This window comes from Ochrobactrum sp. PL_is501, assembly GCF_055816895.1.
Genome location: NZ_JBVPGR010000039.1, coordinates 1 through 17,868 on the forward strand (window position 1 = coordinate 1; position 17,868 = coordinate 17,868).

Sequence of the window (17,868 nt, forward strand, 5' to 3'; positions counted from 1 at the left end):
TGGTCATGCCTGGCGATAACGTCGCCATGGACGTTACCCTGATCGTGCCGATCGCGATGGAAGAGAAGCTTCGCTTCGCTATCCGTGAAGGCGGCCGCACCGTCGGTGCAGGCATCGTCTCCTCGATCATCGAGTAATGAATTTGACTGGCGGTTACGCCGCCAGTCTGGCATTCTGCCGATAAGGCAATGCAATGCCGCATAGGGGTATAGCTCAGTTGGTAGAGCGACGGTCTCCAAAACCGTAGGTCGCGGGTTCGAACCCTGCTGCCCCTGCCATTTTAGAACGGGTGCTCACGGCTTGACTGTGAGTGCCCGTTTTCTATATGATAAATGAGGTGGCATTTTATGCTACCTCGGCTTTTCGATCATGGCGCTGGCTTCGGCCGGGCGACGCGGTTGAAAATGATAATTCCCTGCGGGATTTGTTGGCCGGGCAGGGAAGGATCGCCGCCGCACGATTGGATGGTGCGCCGAGTGGTATTCGCAAGGATCGGATCTCCGATAAGCCTGTATGGTATTCTTTTAACCTTTGGGCTTGTTTTTTCCGGGAATCGATTCTATGTAACGTCAACAGACACGCGGCGCGTGGGGCTGAATTTTCAGCTTTGCGGGCCGCAGACGCGTGACTTCAGGCTTCTGATTCGTTTCGACGGGGTGGGGTTTGAGGATAGCGCCGGATCAATGACAGAGCGGCAGATGGCATCCAAAACGAATCCGATCACCTTTTTTCAGCAGGTTCGCGCCGAAACGGCGAAGGTGACCTGGCCGACCCGGCGTGAAACGGTCATCTCCACCATCATGGTGGTGATTATGGCGTTTCTGGCTGCTGCATTCTTTTTTCTTGCCGACCAGCTTATGGCCTATGGCGTGGAATTTATTCTCGGCTTTGGTCGATAAGTCAGGATTGGGGAGTTTTTAGATGACGGCGCGCTGGTACATCGTTCACGCCTATTCCAATTTCGAAAAGAAGGTCGCCGAAGATATCGAGATCAAGGCGAAGCAGAAAGGTCTGTCCGAGCTGATCGAGCAGATCGTCGTGCCGACCGAGAAGATCGTTGAAGTGCGCCGCGGCCGCAAGGTTGATGCAGAGCGCAAGTTCTTCCCCGGTTACGTGCTGGTTCGCGCAACCCTCACGGATGCCGTCTTTTCGCTTATCAAGAATACCCCGAAAGTCACTGGTTTCCTTGGCGATTCCAAGCCTGTTCCGGTTTCCCAGAAGGAAGTCGACCAGATTCTGAACCAGGTTCAGGATGGCGTCGAGCGTCCGAAGACTTCGGTATCCTTCGAGATTGGCGAGAACGTTCGCGTTTCTGACGGTCCGTTTGCTTCGTTCAACGGCATCGTTCAGGAAGTCGACGAAGAGCGTGCGCGTCTCAAGGTTGAGGTTTCCATCTTCGGGCGCGCAACGCCTGTGGATCTGGAATACGGTCAGGTCGACAAGCTCTGATCGTTGCCCGTGAAGGGCGTTCATCTCGTCCGAGTTTCGGGTGAGGTGAGCATGGTGGAAGGGAGGGCGGCTTAGCCGGTCGTTAGTTTCCGAACCACCGAGCTGCCCGCCAGTTGTACTGGCGCCAGTCGAGAGCCGGATTTTCCGGCATTAATCGAGAAAGCCGGATTTCCGGCAAAGTAAAAAGGCAGAAAGCAATGGCTAAGAAAGTTGCAGGCCAGCTGAAGCTCCAGGTAGCGGCAGGTGCGGCCAATCCGTCGCCCCCGATCGGTCCGGCCCTGGGTCAGCGCGGCATTAACATCATGGAATTCTGCAAGGCGTTCAACGCTGCCTCGCAGGACATGGAAAAGGGTTCCCCGATTCCGGTCGTGATCACCTATTATCAGGACAAGTCTTTCACTTTTGTGATGAAGACGCCTCCGGTGACCTATTTCCTCAAGAAGGCCGCCAACCTGAAGTCGGGTTCGAAGACCCCGGGCAAGGCAAGCGCCGGCACGATCACGCGCGACAAGGTTCGTGCGATCGCTGAAGCGAAGATGAAGGATCTGAACGCCGCTGACGTTGAAGCAGCAATGCGCATGATCGAAGGTTCTGCCCGTTCGATGGGCCTGGAAGTGGTGGGCTGAGACGATGGCGAAGATTTCCAAGCGCGTAGCTAAGATCCGCGAAGGCATTGACGCCAACAAGCTGTACGACCTGTCGGCAGCAATCGGTCTCGTCAAGGAACGTGCCGTCGCAAAGTTCGACGAAACCATCGAAATCGCGATGAACCTCGGCGTTGACCCGCGCCATGCTGACCAGATGGTCCGCGGCGTCGTCAATCTGCCGAACGGCACGGGCCGTACGGTTCGCGTTGCTGTTTTCGCTCGCGGCGACAAGGCTGAAGAAGCGAAGAAGGCTGGCGCCGACATCGTTGGTGCGGAAGACCTGTTCGAAATCGTCAATGGCGGCAAGATCGAATTCGATCGCTGCATTGCAACCCCGGACATGATGCCGCTCGTCGGTCGTCTCGGTAAGGTTCTCGGCCCCCGTGGCATGATGCCGAACCCGAAGGTCGGCACCGTCACCACCGACGTTGCAGCTGCTGTTGCTGCTTCCAAGGGCGGTGCAGTCGAATTCCGCGTCGAGAAGGCTGGTATCATCCATGCCGGTATCGGCAAGGTTTCCTTCGACAATGCGAAGCTCGAAGAAAACATCAAGGCTTTCGCTGACGCCGTCATCAAGGCAAAGCCGTCGGCTGCCAAGGGCGAATACGTCAAGCGCGTGTCGATTTCCTCGACCATGGGCGTTGGCGTCAAGGTCGACCCGGCAACCGTCAAGGTCGTTGCCTAAGTTTTTCGGGCTCCGGTTCGCCGGGGCCCAAGCCTTTCCTGAAAGGGGAGGCGCAAGGCTGCCAGCCTGTCCTTCGGGGCGAAAGGCAAGAATTCCGGATCGCAAGATCCGGATAGCCGGATGAAAATCCGGTTATCCTGTCCGAGATTGCAGGCGGCGCTCATCCTTGATGATCGCCTTAAACGCAAAGCCTGCATGAGACGTGGAATAACCTGGTTTCGCGTGAGAACGCATGCGAGGTTTGAACCGTAGTTGCCTTTGGGTGAAGCCTGCTTGCAAGTGGAGCCGAAGGGGACAGGATCCTCGAACGTCGGACTGACTGTGAAGTTCGTCCGGCAAAGGCAACCCGGCAGGGCATATGTTGTCCTGTCAACTGGAGAGAGACAGTGGATAGAGCGGAAAAGCGCGAATTTGTCGCGTGGCTGAACGGCGCTTTCAAAGAGTCCGGTTCGGTCGTCGTGGCCCACTATACCGGTCTCACCGTTGCGCAGATGAGCGATCTTCGCTCGAAGATGCGTGATGCAGGTGGGTCCGTTAAAGTCGCGAAAAACCGCCTTGCCAAAATCGCTCTTCAGGGCACGGAATCGGAAGGCATTGCTGACCTGTTTACAGGTCAGACGGTTGTTGCTTACGCAAACGACCCGATCGCCGCTCCGAAAGTAGCCGTCGAATTCGCCAAGGCTAACGACAAGCTCGTTATCCTCGGCGGTGCAATGGGTGCAACGACGCTTAACGCCGATGGCGTCAAGTCGCTTGCTTCGCTCCCGTCGCTCGACGAACTGCGCGCAAAGCTGGTTGGTATGATCCAGACCCCGGCCCAGCGTCTTGCAGTACTTACCAGCGCTCCGGCGGGCCAGATCGCCCGCGTTATCGGCGCGCACGCCCGGAAGAACGAGGCGGCTTAAGGCCGTTTCTCGCTGTCAACAGTTCAAACCTTTATAATAGGAAGTACAAAAATGGCTGATCTCGCAAAGATCGTTGAAGACCTTTCGGCCCTGACCGTTCTGGAAGCTGCTGAGCTGTCCAAGCTTCTCGAAGAGAAGTGGGGCGTTTCGGCTGCTGCTCCGGTCGCTGTTGCTGCTGCTGGTGGCGCTGCCCCTGCTGCTGCTGCAGAAGAAAAGACCGAATTCGACGTCGTTCTCGCTGACGGCGGCGCTAACAAGATCAACGTGATCAAGGAAGTGCGCGCAATCACCGGTCTCGGCCTCAAGGAAGCCAAGGACCTGGTCGAAGGCGCTCCGAAGGCTGTCAAGGAAGGCGCTTCGAAGGACGAAGCTGAGAAGATCAAGGCACAGCTCGAAGCTGCTGGCGCCAAGGTCGAACTCAAGTAAGTTCGGACTATTCTGGCGGATGGTTTTCCATCCGCCAGTTCCGCCTGATTTTTCCGGCGGATCGGATGACTGGAACCCTTTTCCTGAGTGCCGGAACGGCTTTCAGGAAACGGGTTTTAGCCCGTTAGAAGGACCGCTGTAAGGCGGCGATGATAAAGGCCGCAAGGCGTGAGCAAGCCGCAAGGCTATAGAACGAGGAGCGACGATGGCTCAGACCCATTCTTTCAATGGTCGCAAGCGCGTACGCAAATTTTTCGGCAAGATCCCCGAGGTCGCCGAGATGCCGAACCTTATCGAGGTTCAGAAGGCATCTTACGACCAGTTCCTTATGGTTGAAGAACCATCCGGCGGGCGTCCTGACGAGGGTTTGCAGGCGGTTTTCAAGTCTGTTTTCCCAATTCAGGATTTCTCCGGCGCTTCAATGCTCGAATTCGTTCGCTACGAGTTCGATGCACCAAAATTCGACGTTGACGAATGCCGTCAGCGCGATCTGACGTATTCGGCGCCACTCAAGGTGACGCTGCGTCTCATCGTGTTCGATATTGACGAAGACACCGGCGCGAAGTCGATCAAGGACATCAAGGAGCAGGATGTCTACATGGGCGATATGCCGCTCATGACCGACAACGGCACCTTTATCGTCAACGGCACCGAGCGCGTGATCGTTTCGCAGATGCACCGCTCGCCGGGCGTTTTCTTCGATCACGACAAGGGCAAGACCCATTCGTCGGGCAAACTCCTGTTCGCGGCTCGCGTCATTCCTTATCGCGGTTCCTGGCTCGATATCGAATTCGATTCCAAGGACATCGTCTACGCACGCATCGACCGCCGCCGCAAGCTGCCTGCCACCACGCTGCTGATGGCGCTTGGCATGGACGGCGAAGACATTCTGTCGACGTTCTACAAGACCGTCACCTATACGCGCGACGGCGACAACTGGCGCATCCCATATTCGGCTGACCGCTTCAAGGGCATGAAGATCATTTCCGATCTCATCGATGCCGACACCGGTGAAGTCGTTCTCGAAGCCGGTAAGAAGCTGACTGCACGCTCGGCCAAGCAGCTCGCTGAAAAGGGCCTCAAGGCCATCAAGGCGACTGAAGACGATCTGTTCGGTTCATATCTTGCGGAAGACGTCGTCAATTACGCAACCGGCGAGATTTATCTCGAAGCCGGTGACGAAATCGACGAGAAGGTCCTCAAGACCCTGCTCGACACCGGCGAGACGGAAATCAACGTTCTCGATATCGACCATGTCAATATCGGCGCGTATATCCGCAACACGCTGGCTGTGGACAAGAACGAAAGCCGTCAGGAAGCTCTGTTCGACATCTATCGCGTCATGCGTCCGGGTGAACCGCCCACGATGGATTCCGCCGAAGCGATGTTCAACTCGCTGTTCTTCGATGCCGAGCGTTACGACCTTTCGGCCGTCGGTCGCGTCAAGATGAACATGCGTCTCGACCTCGACGCGGAAGACACCGTGCGCGTTCTGCGCAAGGAAGACATCCTGGCCGTGGTCAAGATGCTGGTGGAACTGCGCGACGGTCGCGGCGAAATCGACGACATCGACAATCTTGGCAACCGCCGCGTACGTTCGGTCGGCGAACTGATGGAAAATCAGTATCGCGTCGGTCTTCTCCGCATGGAGCGCGCGATCAAGGAGCGTATGTCCTCGATCGAAATCGACACGGTCATGCCGCAGGACCTGATCAACGCGAAGCCGGCTGCTGCAGCCGTGCGCGAGTTCTTCGGTTCCTCGCAGCTGTCGCAGTTCATGGACCAGACCAACCCGCTTTCGGAAATCACCCACAAGCGCCGTCTGTCGGCACTTGGACCGGGCGGTCTGACCCGCGAGCGCGCTGGCTTCGAAGTCCGCGACGTGCATCCGACCCACTATGGCCGTATCTGCCCGATCGAAACGCCGGAAGGCCCGAATATCGGTCTGATCAACTCGCTTGCAACCTTTGCCCGCGTCAACAAGTACGGCTTCATCGAAAGCCCGTACCGCAAGGTTGTCGACGGCAAGGTGACGAACGATGTTGTCTATCTGTCGGCCATGGAAGAAGCCAAGCACTCGGTCGCTCAGGCTAACGTCGAGCTGGACGAGCAGGGCGGTTTTGTTGACGAATTCGTCATCTGCCGTCATGCCGGTGAAGTGATGATGGCTCCGCGTGAAAACGTGGACCTGATGGACGTTTCGCCGAAGCAGCTCGTTTCGGTTGCAGCGGCTCTGATCCCGTTCCTGGAAAACGACGACGCCAACCGCGCTCTCATGGGCTCGAACATGCAGCGTCAGGCTGTGCCGCTCGTCCGCGCCGAAGCGCCGTTCGTCGGCACAGGCATGGAGCCGATCGTTGCTCGCGACTCCGGTGCAGCAATCGCTGCCCGCCGCGGCGGTGTGGTCGATCAGGTCGATGCGACCCGTATCGTTATCCGCGCCACGGAAGATCTCGATCCGTCCAAGTCGGGCGTCGACATCTACCGTCTGCAGAAGTTCCAGCGTTCGAACCAGTCGACCTGCATCAACCAGCGTCCGCTCGTTCGCGTTGGCGATCGCATCGGCAAGGGCGACATCATTGCTGACGGTCCGTCCACGGATCTGGGCGATCTGGCTCTTGGCCGCAACGTGCTCGTCGCGTTCATGCCGTGGAACGGCTACAACTACGAAGACTCGATCCTGCTTTCCGAGAAGATCGTTTCGGAAGACGTGTTCACCTCGATCCATATCGAGGAATTCGAAGTTGCCGCCCGCGACACCAAGCTTGGACCTGAGGAAATCACTCGCGATATTCCGAACGTTTCGGAAGAAGCGCTGAAGAACCTCGACGAAGCCGGTATCGTTTACATCGGTGCGGAAGTGCATCCTGGCGACATTCTTGTCGGCAAGATCACGCCGAAGGGCGAAAGCCCGATGACGCCGGAAGAAAAGCTTCTGCGCGCCATCTTCGGTGAAAAGGCATCGGACGTTCGTGACACCTCCATGCGCATGCCGCCCGGAACCTACGGTACGGTTGTGGAAGTTCGCGTTTTCAATCGCCACGGCGTTGAAAAGGACGAACGCGCCATGGCTATCGAGCGCGAGGAAATCGAGCGTCTCGCCAAGGACCGTGACGACGAACAGGCGATCCTGGACCGCAACGTCTATGGCCGTCTCGCCGACATGATCGACGGCAAGGTTGCCGCTGCCGGCCCGAAGGGCTTCAAGAAGGGCACGACGATCAGCCGTGATCTCATGACCGAGTACCCGCGGTCGCAGTGGTGGCAGTTTGCCGTTGAAGACGAAAAGCTTCAGGGCGAGTTGGAAGCTCTGCGCAGCCAGTACGACGACTCCAAGAAGCTGCTCGAAGCACGCTTCATGGACAAGGTCGAAAAGGTACAGCGCGGCGACGAGATGCCTCCAGGCGTCATGAAGATGGTCAAGGTCTTTGTGGCTGTGAAGCGCAAGATCCAGCCAGGCGACAAGATGGCTGGCCGTCACGGCAACAAGGGTGTGGTTTCGCGCATTCTGCCGGTCGAGGACATGCCGTTCCTGGAAGACGGTACGCATGCCGACATCGTGTTGAACCCGCTTGGCGTTCCGAGCCGAATGAATGTGGGCCAGATTCTGGAAACCCACCTCGGCTGGGCATGTGCCGGCATGGGCAAGAAGATCGGTGAGCTCATCGACGTTTATCGCAAGACGGCCAATATTCAGCCGCTGCGCGACACGCTGGAGCACATCTATCCGGACAACGACCGCAACGAACCGGTCCGGTCTTATGACGACGATTCCGTCCTCATGCTGGCCAATCAGGTGAAGCGCGGCGTGTCGATCGCTACGCCGGTCTTCGACGGTGCGATTGAAGCCGACATCAACGCGATGCTGACGGATGCCGGACTTGCAACGTCTGGTCAGTCGACGCTTTACGATGGCCGTACGGGTGAGCCGTTCGACCGTCAGGTGACCATGGGCTACATCTATATGTTGAAGCTCCACCACCTGGTCGACGACAAGATCCACGCTCGTTCGATCGGACCTTACTCGCTCGTTACGCAGCAGCCTCTGGGCGGCAAGGCCCAGTTTGGCGGACAGCGCTTCGGCGAAATGGAGGTCTGGGCTCTGGAAGCATACGGTGCGGCCTACACGCTGCAGGAAATGCTTACCGTCAAGTCGGACGACGTTGCAGGCCGTACCAAGGTCTACGAAGCGATTGTGCGCGGCGACGACACGTTCGAAGCGGGCATTCCGGAGAGCTTCAACGTTCTCGTCAAGGAAATGCGCTCGCTCGGCCTCAATGTCGAACTCGACGACACGCGTGACGCCGAACAGCCGGCCCTGCCGGACGCGGCGGAATAAACTTGAAGGCGCGCCATGGTATTGCCGTGGCGCGCCGGTAAACTCGTTTTCGATGACGGCGGTTTTTTCCCGCAAGAGGAAACGAGACTACGGCAAGCCAGTTCATAACTGCGTAGCACCGCGATTTCTTTTCAGGATGGCAAGGATTTTCAGCTTGTCATCGACGACACAGGGCGACGGATCGCCCTCAAGGAGAACGGCATGAACCAAGAGGTCATGAATCTTTTCAATCCTCAGGCTCCGGCACAGACGTTCGATTCCATCAGAATCTCGATTGCCAGCCCTGAGAAGATTCTGTCCTGGTCATACGGCGAGATCAAGAAGCCGGAGACGATCAACTACCGTACGTTCAAGCCTGAACGCGATGGTCTCTTCTGCGCGCGCATCTTTGGCCCGATCAAGGACTATGAATGCTTGTGCGGCAAGTACAAGCGCATGAAATACAAGGGCATCATCTGCGAAAAGTGCGGCGTGGAAGTCACGCTCTCGCGCGTTCGCCGCGAGCGCATGGGCCACATCGAACTCGCAGCCCCGGTTGCCCATATCTGGTTCCTGAAGTCGCTGCCGAGCCGTATCGGCACGCTGCTGGACATGACGCTCAAGGATATCGAGCGCGTCCTGTACTTCGAGAACTACATTGTTACCGAGCCCGGCCTGACCTCGCTGAAGGAGCATCAGCTTCTTTCGGAAGAGGAATATATGATTGCCGTCGATGAATTCGGCGAAGATCAGTTCACGGCTCTTATCGGCGCGGAAGCTATCTATGAGCTTCTGGCTTCGATGGAACTCGAGAAGATCGCCGCCGATCTGCGCGTCGAGCTTGCCGAGACCACCTCGGACCTGAAGCAGAAGAAGCTGATGAAGCGTCTGAAGATCGTCGAAAACTTCCTGGAGTCGGGAAACCGCCCGGAATGGATGATCATGAAGATCGTTCCGGTCATTCCGCCGGACCTGCGTCCCCTCGTGCCGCTGGACGGTGGCCGTTTCGCGACGTCGGATCTGAACGATCTCTATCGCCGCGTCATCAACCGTAACAACCGTCTGAAGCGCCTGATCGAACTGCGCGCACCGGGCATCATCATCCGTAACGAAAAGCGCATGCTGCAGGAAGCTGTGGACGCGCTGTTCGACAATGGCCGTCGTGGCCGCGTCATCACCGGCGCCAACAAGCGTCCGCTGAAGTCGCTCTCCGACATGCTCAAGGGCAAGCAGGGCCGCTTCCGTCAGAACCTGCTCGGCAAGCGCGTCGACTATTCCGGCCGTTCGGTCATCGTGACCGGTCCGGAACTGAAGCTGCACCAGTGCGGCCTGCCGAAGAAGATGGCGCTCGAACTGTTCAAGCCGTTCATCTATGCGCGTCTTGACGCGAAGGGTTATTCCTCGACCGTCAAGCAGGCAAAGAAGCTGGTTGAAAAGGAACGTCCGGAAGTTTGGGATATCCTTGACGAAGTGATCCGTGAGCATCCGGTTCTTCTGAACCGTGCGCCGACGCTGCACCGTCTCGGTATTCAGGCCTTCGAGCCCACCCTGATTGAAGGCAAGGCAATCCAGCTGCATCCGCTCGTTTGTACGGCGTTCAACGCCGACTTCGACGGTGACCAGATGGCTGTCCACGTTCCGCTGTCGCTTGAAGCCCAGCTTGAAGCCCGCGTGCTGATGATGTCGACCAACAACATCCTGCACCCGGCCAACGGCGCGCCGATCATCGTTCCTTCGCAGGACATGGTTCTTGGCCTCTATTATCTGTCCATCGTGGCGGAAAAGGAGCCGGGCGAGGGCATGATGTTCGCCGATATGGGCGAGCTGCAGCATGCGCTTGAAAACAAGGTCGTCACGCTGCACACCAAGATCAAGGGTCGCTTCAAGACTGTTGATGCCGAAGGCAAGCCAGTGTCGAAGATTTACGACACGACGCCTGGCCGCATGATCATTGGCGAGCTTCTGCCGAAGAACGTCATGGTGCCGTTCGATATCTGCAATCAGGAGATGACCAAGAAGAACATCTCCAAGATGATCGATCACGTCTACCGCCATTGCGGTCAGAAAGAGACGGTTATCTTCTGCGATCGCATCATGCAGCTCGGCTTTGCCCATGCCTGCCGCGCCGGCATTTCGTTCGGCAAGGACGACATGGTCATTCCGGACACGAAGGCGAAGATCGTTGCCGACACCGAAGCGCTCACGACCGAATACGAACAGCAGTACAATGACGGCCTGATCACTCAGGGCGAAAAGTACAACAAGGTCGTCGACGCCTGGGGCAAGGCTACCGACAAGATCACCGAAGAGATGATGGCGCGCCTCAAGGCCGTCGAATTCGATCCGGTGACCGGTCGCCAGAAGCAGATGAACTCGGTTTACATGATGTCGCATTCGGGTGCCCGCGGTTCGGTCAACCAGATGCGTCAGCTTGGCGGCATGCGCGGCCTTATGGCCAAGCCGTCGGGTGAAATCATCGAAACTCCGATCATCTCGAACTTCAAGGAAGGCCTGACCGTTAACGAGTACTTCAACTCGACCCACGGTGCCCGTAAGGGTCTGGCAGACACCGCCTTGAAGACCGCCAACTCGGGCTACCTGACCCGTCGTCTCGTTGACGTTGCACAGGATGCGATCATTTCGGAAGTCGATTGCGGCGCCGAAATCGGTCTCACCATGCAGCCGATCGTCGATGCCGGCCAGATCGTGGCTTCGATCGGCCAGCGCGTTCTGGGCCGTACGGCTCTCGATCCGATCCTGCATCCGGCAACCGGCGAAGTCATCGTCGAAGCCGGCCGCATGATCGAGGAAAAGGACGTCGAGATCATCGAGAAGGCTGGTATCCAGTCGATCCGCATCCGCTCGGCCCTGACCTGCGAAACCCGCAACGGCGTTTGCGCCAAGTGCTATGGTCGCGACCTTGCACGCGGTACTCCGGTCAACCAGGGCGAAGCGGTCGGCGTTATCGCTGCACAGTCGATCGGCGAGCCGGGCACCCAGCTCACCATGCGTACCTTCCACTTGGGCGGTACTGCACAGGTTGTTGACAGCTCGTATCTCGAAGCTTCGTATGAAGGCACCGTCAAGCTGCGTAACCGCAACGTGGTTCGCAACTCCGATGGCAACCTCGTGGTGATGGGCCGTAACATGGCTGTCCTGATCCTCGACGCAACGGGCAAGGAACGTGCGGTCCATCGTGTGACCTACGGTTCGCGTCTGTTCGTGGACGAGGGCGATAGCGTCAAGCGCGGCCAGCGCATTGCCGAGTGGGACCCGTATACCCGTCCGATCATGACCGAAGTTGAAGGCTACGTCGAGTTCGAAGATCTCGTCGATGGTCTGTCGGTTTCGGAAACGGCTGACGAGTCGACCGGTATCACCAAGCGTGTCGTCATCGACTGGCGTTCGACTCCTCGCGGTTCGGACCTCAAGCCTGCCATGGTCATCAAGGACAAGGCTGGCAAGATCCTGAAGCTGTCGAAGGGCGGCGATGCCCGCTTCCTGCTCTCCGTGGAATCGATCCTCTCGGTCGAACCCGGCGCGCATGTGAAGGCTGGTGACGTTATTGCCCGTCTGCCGATGGAAAGCGCCAAGACCAAGGACATCACCGGCGGTCTGCCGCGCGTGGCCGAACTGTTCGAAGCACGTCGTCCGAAGGACCACGCCATCATCGCCGAGATCGATGGTACCGTCCGCTTCGGCCGCGACTACAAGAACAAGCGTCGCATCATCATCGAGCCGAACGACGACACGATCGAGCCGGTCGAGTATCTCATTCCGAAGGGCAAGCCGTTCCATCTTCAGGACGGTGACGTCATCGAAAAGGGTGAGTACATCCTCGACGGCAACCCGGCGCCGCATGACATTCTGGCGATCAAGGGTGTCGAAGCTCTGGCTTCGTACCTCGTGAACGAAATCCAGGAAGTCTATCGCTTGCAGGGCGTTTTGATCAACGACAAGCACATCGAAGTGATTGTCCGTCAGATGCTGCAGAAGGTGGAAATCACGGAATCCGGCGATACTGGCTACATTCCGGGCGACCACGTCGACCGCATCGAGCTGGAAGAGATCAACGAGCGTCTTATCGAAGAAGGCAAGAAGCCGGGTTCCGGCAATCCTGTCCTGCTCGGTATCACCAAGGCTTCGCTGCAGACGCCTTCGTTCATCTCGGCCGCGTCGTTCCAGGAAACGACCCGCGTTCTCACCGAGGCTGCGGTAGCAGGCAAGATGGACACGCTGCAGGGTCTGAAGGAAAACGTCATCGTTGGCCGTCTCATCCCGGCCGGTACTGGCGGCATGACCAACCAGATCCGTCGCATCGCAACCGCTCGCGACGATCTGATCATCGACGAGCGTCGCAAGTCTTCCGGTTCGGCGGAAGCCAATGCGATGCTGGTGGACATGACCAACAACGCTGCCGAATAAGATCGGTAGATACGACACTGAAAAAGGCCGCCTTTCGGGGCGGCCTTTTTGTTGATTGTTGGTCTGGAAAGCTGGAGTATTTCGAGTTCGAATTGAATCGTTGGAAATGCTCTACCGGTTTGTTTTTGCGCATTATCCTGCGCAAAACCGCTTCGTACTTCTTTGGAAATGCTCCAGATTGGAGCGGTCCGTGTCTAACGAACCGTGCCGAATGGCGCGTTATATTATTGATCGAGACGGGATGTACGCCAGCGCAGAAGGTCGGTTTTGCAAGCGCGTTCAAAATCTCCCGCACCGCTGCCGCCCATTGTCGCGTCGGCGACACGGCGACATTCTGCTTTTCTGAACAGTTCGAATTGCCGTTCGGATGCCGCTAGCGATTTCAGCGCGGCTTCGCTCGCCGAGGAACCGGTATCCTTGATGTCCTTGCGAAGCTTTTTCAGCTTTGCTGCCAATTCGCTTTTTGCCTGCTTTTCGAGCTTGTCCAGGCAAGATGCGAGTTCGGTACGCGGCTGCGAGCCGATTTGGGCTTCACATTGGGCGAGGGCACCTTGTTCCTGTGGGGTGCTTTGGGCTTGAGCTGGAATGACACCAGAAGAAAGCAGAATACCGAGAAGTAACGGGCCAAAGGCGGATTTCATCAATATCTCCAAAAAAACGGGTTGCCGGAACAGCTGCCGACAACGGTATTTGAAATTATGAAGTTTCAGCAATGCTGGTGAGTGTCATGAAATTCGAGCGGTTTGAGGGCAAGCCGCCCGAAAATTAACGCTTCGCTATCGCGTCGCCGAATTGCAAAAAGGCAGCGCGGCTTGGAGCAGGGCGCCCGATAGGGCATCGCAGTTTCGAAGGGTTGAAAGAAAAACGCGGGGTTGTGACCCCGCGTTCGTTTTTATTCGTCTTCTTCGTCGTCGCCGTCGAATTCAATCAGCGCGACTTCGCCACTGAGCGCCGTTGCCCAGGCGCTCTTATGCGGTTCTTCTTCCGGCTCTTCGGTCAGTGTGCCCATCTCCAGAAGCTCGGCTTCATGGTAGCCTTCTTCAGCGAGAATGCTGAGAACGGTCTGCACGAGATCTTCGTTCTCGTCTGATTTCAAAAGCAGGTGCACCTCGACAGGGGATTCTTCGCCTTCGTTCCAGACATCAGCGATAACGAGATGGACGATGGGCGAATCGTCGCCCGTAGGTGTGGAATCATTTGTGGATGTGGAAGACATTGAGAAACCCTTAATATTCGGTTGCGTTTCGACTCGGATGTGCTTCAATAGCCTGACCTGAGTGGCTGCGCCATGCTTGCATGGGAAAATGACGGTTTTGATCGCGTAATATTAGCGAATAGGCGTCAACTGAGGCGCAATAACCTGTCCGGGCAGGGCCAAAACGCCGGTTTCAGGTCTTTCAATAAAGAAACTTGGGCCGCTGCCCTTGACGAAACGTCGCTAAAGACGTATCAGCAGCCCATCTGAGCCGATGTGAGACAGGCTTTTTCGGGACGACGCGTCCTGAAGTTCATCTCAAACAGGGTTCGTTTTACGATCGAAATGCAACTTGCCGTTCGCATGAAGCGTCAGCTTCCTCTGCTTTTGTTCGGGGTGGCCACCGGTTGACGAGGGCTGACTCCGAATTTGTGCATGAGCATGCCGGTGAAACGGCCCTTTGGGGCGTGGATACGAGATTTTTTAAAGAGGAAGGTTGTATGCCAACCGTAAACCAGCTTATCCGCAAGCCGCGCATTGCGCCGGTAAAGCGTAATAAGGTTCCTGCACTGCAGGCAAACCCTCAGAAGCGCGGCGTTTGCACCCGCGTTTACACGACGACCCCGAAGAAGCCGAACTCGGCTCTGCGCAAGGTTGCCAAGGTTCGTCTGACGAACGGCTTCGAAGTCATCGGTTATATCCCTGGTGAAGGGCATAACCTGCAGGAGCACTCCGTCGTCATGATCCGCGGCGGTCGTGTGAAGGACTTGCCGGGTGTGCGTTACCACATCATCCGCGGCGTTCTCGACACCCAGGGCGTCAAGAACCGCAAGCAGCGCCGTTCGAAGTACGGTGCAAAGCGTCCGAAGTAAGATTTTCCGGGGATACCGGCCGCCAGAAGGCGAGCTGAGCCCGATGTAATTGAAAGAAGAGACGAAATGTCCAGACGCCATAAGGCTGAGAAGCGTGAGATCAATCCGGATCCGAAGTTCGGCGATCTCGTTATCACGAAATTCATGAATGCAGTCATGCTTCATGGCAAGAAGTCGGTTGCCGAAAGCATCGTTTACGGTGCGCTCGATGCAATCGAAGCCAAGGCAAAGTCCGAGCCGGTCGCGCTGTTCCATCAGGCGCTCGACAACGTAGCTCCGCACATCGAAGTCCGTTCGCGCCGCGTTGGTGGTGCAACCTATCAGGTTCCGGTTGATGTGCGTCCAGAACGCCGCCAGGCACTTGCCATCCGTTGGCTCATCAATGCTGCTCGTGGCCGTAACGAGACGACGATGATCGATCGTCTTTCCGGTGAGCTGCTCGATGCTGCCAACAACCGTGGTTCTGCTGTGAAGAAGCGTGAAGACACGCATCGCATGGCTGAAGCCAACCGCGCTTTCTCGCATTACCGCTGGTAATCGTCGAAACCTATTCAGAGAGCGACTATCATGGCCCGCGAATATAAAATCGAAGACTACCGCAATTTCGGTATCATGGCTCACATCGACGCCGGTAAGACGACGACGACTGAGCGCATCCTGTTCTACACCGGTAAGAACCATAAGATCGGCGAAACCCATGATGGTGCGTCGACCATGGACTGGATGGAGCAGGAGCAGGAACGCGGTATTACGATCACTTCCGCTGCAACGACCACGTTCTGGCAGGGCCGTGATGGCAAGAAGCGCCGCTTCAACATCATCGACACGCCTGGCCACGTTGACTTCACGATCGAAGTCGAGCGTTCGCTTCGCGTTCTCGACGGTGCGATTGCTCTTCTCGACGCCAATGCCGGCGTTGAGCCGCAGACGGAAACGGTCTGGCGTCAGGCTGAAAAGTACCATGTCCCGCGCATGGTTTTCGTCAACAAGATGGACAAGATCGGCGCCGACTTCTATCGCTGCGTCGACATGATCAAGACCCGTCTTGGTGCGACCGCCCTCGTTGTTCAGCTGCCGATTGGTGCTGAAACCGAATTCCAGGGCGTTGTCGATCTGATCGAGATGAAGTCCTATACCTGGGACGGTTCGATTGGTGGCGCGACCATCGTCGGCGAAATTCCTGCTGACATGCAGGCTAAGGCCGAAGAATACCGCGAGAAGCTGATCGAGACGGCTGTTGAAGTCGAAGAATCCGCTATGGAAGCCTATCTTGAGGGCAATATGCCTTCGAATGATGAGCTTCGCGCACTGATCCGCAAGGGCACGATCGCTGTTCAGTTCCATCCGGTTCTGTGCGGCACCGCGTTCAAGAACCGTGGCGTTCAGCCGCTTCTCGACGCAGTCGTCGACTTCCTCCCGGCTCCGAACGAAGTTCCGGCCATCAAGGGCATCGACGTCAAGACGGAAACCGAAACCACTCGTGAATCCTCGGATGAAGCACCGCTTGCGCTGCTCGCGTTCAAGATCATGAACGATCCGTTCGTTGGTTCGCTGACCTTTGCTCGTATTTACTCGGGCAAGCTGACCAAGGGCATTTCGCTCGAAAACACCGTCAAGGGCAAGCGTGAGCGTATCGGCCGTATGCTGCAGATGCACTCCAACAGCCGTGAAGACATCGAAGAAGCCTTTGCAGGCGACATCGTTGCTCTGGCTGGCCTCAAGGAAACCACCACTGGCGATACGCTTTGCGATCCGCTGAAGCCGGTTATCCTCGAGCGCATGGAATTCCCGGATCCGGTTATCGAAATCGCTATCGAACCGAAGACCAAGGCCGACCAGGAAAAGATGGGCATCGCGCTCAATCGTCTGGCCGCCGAAGATCCTTCTTTCCGCGTCAAGTCGGACGAAGAATCCGGTCAGACCATCATCGCCGGCATGGGCGAACTTCACCTCGACATTCTCGTCGATCGCATGAAGCGCGAATTCAAGGTTGAAGCCAACGTCGGTGCTCCGCAGGTTGCTTATCGTGAATCGATCACCCGTCAGGCTGAAATCGATTACACCCACAAGAAGCAGTCGGGCGGTTCGGGTCAGTTCGCTCGCGTCAAGATCATCTTCGAACCGCATGACGGCGACGACTTCATCTTCGAATCGAAGATCGTCGGTGGCTCGGTTCCGAAGGAATACATTCCGGGTGTCCAGAAGGGTATCGAAAGCGTCATGGGTGCAGGCCCGCTGGCTGGCTTCCCGATGCTCGGCGTGAAGGCCACCCTGATCGACGGCGCTTACCATGACGTTGACTCGTCTGTTCTCGCCTTCGAAATCGCGTCCCGTGCAGCGTTCCGTGAAGGTGCGCAGAAGGCTGGCGCCCAGCTCCTCGAGCCGATCATGAAGGTCGAGGTTGTGACGCCGGAAGATTACGTTGGTGACGTTATCGGCGATCTGAACTCGCGTCGCGGTCAGATTTCCGGCACCGAAGCCCGCGGCATCGCCACGGTCGTCAACGCAAACGTTCCACTGGCCAACATGTTTGGCTACGTGAATTCGCTGCGCTCGATGTCCCAGGGCCGTGCACAGTATACGATGCAGTTCGACCATTATGAGCCGGTTCCGACGGCGGTCGCACAGGAAATCCAGAAGAAGTTTGCGTGATCTACGGGTCACGCTCCCAATTAAAAAGAATGCCTGAGCAGGCTAAATTTACGGAGAGCTCAAATGGCAAAGAGTAAGTTTGAACGTACGAAACCCCACGTTAACATCGGCACGATTGGTCACGTTGACCATGGCAAGACGTCGCTGACTGCAGCGATCACGAAGTACTTTGGTGACTTCAAGGCCTATGACCAGATCGACGCAGCGCCGGAAGAAAAGGCGCGCGGCATCACGATCTCGACCTCGCATGTGGAATATGAGACGGCCAACCGTCACTATGCCCACGTCGACTGC

Annotated in this window: 15 protein-coding genes and 1 tRNA gene; 14 read left to right on the forward strand and 2 right to left on the reverse strand. The window is 57.1% G+C overall.

Going from position 1 to position 17,868, the window contains the following annotated elements:
* From AC0TOF_RS19450 to rpoC, 10 genes are all read left to right on the forward strand, one after another.
* A partial coding sequence (locus tag AC0TOF_RS19450) for an EF-Tu C-terminal domain-related protein (RefSeq protein ID WP_314309432.1) occupies positions 1-137 on the forward strand: 137 nt, incomplete at its 5' end.
* Between the two features lie 65 nt (positions 138-202).
* Positions 203-278 (forward strand) — tRNA-Trp (locus tag AC0TOF_RS19455).
* Between the two features lie 420 nt (positions 279-698).
* On the forward strand, positions 699-899 hold the full coding sequence (gene secE / locus AC0TOF_RS19460) for a preprotein translocase subunit SecE (protein ID WP_122003661.1): 201 nt from the start codon (positions 699-701) through the stop codon (positions 897-899).
* Between the two features lie 22 nt (positions 900-921).
* Positions 922-1,449 carry a transcription termination/antitermination protein NusG gene (gene nusG, locus AC0TOF_RS19465; protein WP_122003653.1) on the forward strand — a complete coding sequence of 176 codons (528 nt, stop codon included), beginning with the start codon at positions 922-924 and terminating at the stop codon, positions 1,447-1,449.
* Positions 1,450-1,646: 197 nt separating this feature from the next.
* Positions 1,647-2,075 carry a 50S ribosomal protein L11 gene (gene rplK, locus AC0TOF_RS19470; RefSeq protein WP_122003654.1) on the forward strand — a complete coding sequence of 143 codons (429 nt, stop codon included), beginning with the start codon at positions 1,647-1,649 and terminating at the stop codon, positions 2,073-2,075.
* A 4-nt stretch (positions 2,076-2,079) separates the two neighbouring features.
* On the forward strand, positions 2,080-2,781 hold the full coding sequence (rplA, locus tag AC0TOF_RS19475; RefSeq protein ID WP_122003655.1) for a 50S ribosomal protein L1: 702 nt from the start codon (positions 2,080-2,082) through the stop codon (positions 2,779-2,781).
* Between the two features lie 386 nt (positions 2,782-3,167).
* A complete protein-coding gene (gene rplJ / locus AC0TOF_RS19480) occupies positions 3,168-3,686 on the forward strand; it encodes a 50S ribosomal protein L10 (protein WP_119042063.1) in 519 nt (172 codons plus the stop codon).
* Positions 3,687-3,737: 51 nt separating this feature from the next.
* Complete coding sequence (gene rplL / locus AC0TOF_RS19485) at positions 3,738-4,112, forward strand: 50S ribosomal protein L7/L12 (protein ID WP_006467038.1); 375 nt, start codon at positions 3,738-3,740, stop codon at positions 4,110-4,112.
* A gap of 205 nt (positions 4,113-4,317) precedes the next feature.
* Positions 4,318-8,451, forward strand: coding sequence for a DNA-directed RNA polymerase subunit beta (gene rpoB, locus AC0TOF_RS19490; protein WP_122003656.1), 4,134 nt, complete (start codon positions 4,318-4,320; stop codon positions 8,449-8,451).
* A gap of 201 nt (positions 8,452-8,652) precedes the next feature.
* On the forward strand, positions 8,653-12,855 hold the full coding sequence (rpoC, locus tag AC0TOF_RS19495; protein WP_122003657.1) for a DNA-directed RNA polymerase subunit beta': 4,203 nt from the start codon (positions 8,653-8,655) through the stop codon (positions 12,853-12,855).
* Positions 12,856-13,079: 224 nt separating this feature from the next.
* On the opposite strand, the gene umoC is transcribed toward rpoC, so the two are convergent.
* Both umoC and AC0TOF_RS19505 read right to left on the reverse strand, forming a co-directional pair.
* The gene (umoC, locus tag AC0TOF_RS19500; RefSeq protein WP_473769489.1) at positions 13,080-13,568 is read right to left on the reverse strand and encodes a UmoC family flagellar biogenesis regulator; all 489 of its coding nucleotides are present in this window, start codon (positions 13,566-13,568) and stop codon (positions 13,080-13,082) included.
* A gap of 179 nt (positions 13,569-13,747) precedes the next feature.
* On the reverse strand, positions 13,748-14,071 hold the full coding sequence (locus AC0TOF_RS19505; protein WP_122003659.1) for a hypothetical protein: 324 nt from the start codon (positions 14,069-14,071) through the stop codon (positions 13,748-13,750).
* 479 nt (positions 14,072-14,550) lie between these two features.
* Here AC0TOF_RS19505 and rpsL point away from each other — a divergent pair, with 479 nt between their 5' ends.
* From rpsL to AC0TOF_RS19525, 4 genes are all read left to right on the forward strand, one after another.
* Positions 14,551-14,922: a 30S ribosomal protein S12 gene (rpsL, locus tag AC0TOF_RS19510; RefSeq protein ID WP_006471111.1), complete on the forward strand. Its 372-nt coding sequence runs from the start codon at positions 14,551-14,553 to the stop codon at positions 14,920-14,922.
* 66 nt (positions 14,923-14,988) lie between these two features.
* Entirely contained in the window at positions 14,989-15,459 is a 471-nt protein-coding gene (gene rpsG, locus AC0TOF_RS19515) for a 30S ribosomal protein S7 (RefSeq protein ID WP_006467033.1), read from the forward strand.
* Between the two features lie 30 nt (positions 15,460-15,489).
* Positions 15,490-17,574, forward strand: a complete 2,085-nt coding sequence (fusA, locus tag AC0TOF_RS19520; RefSeq protein WP_473769490.1) for an elongation factor G — start codon at positions 15,490-15,492, stop codon at positions 17,572-17,574.
* 63 nt (positions 17,575-17,637) lie between these two features.
* A partial coding sequence (locus AC0TOF_RS19525; RefSeq protein ID WP_473769491.1) for a GTP-binding protein occupies positions 17,638-17,868 on the forward strand: 231 nt, incomplete at its 3' end.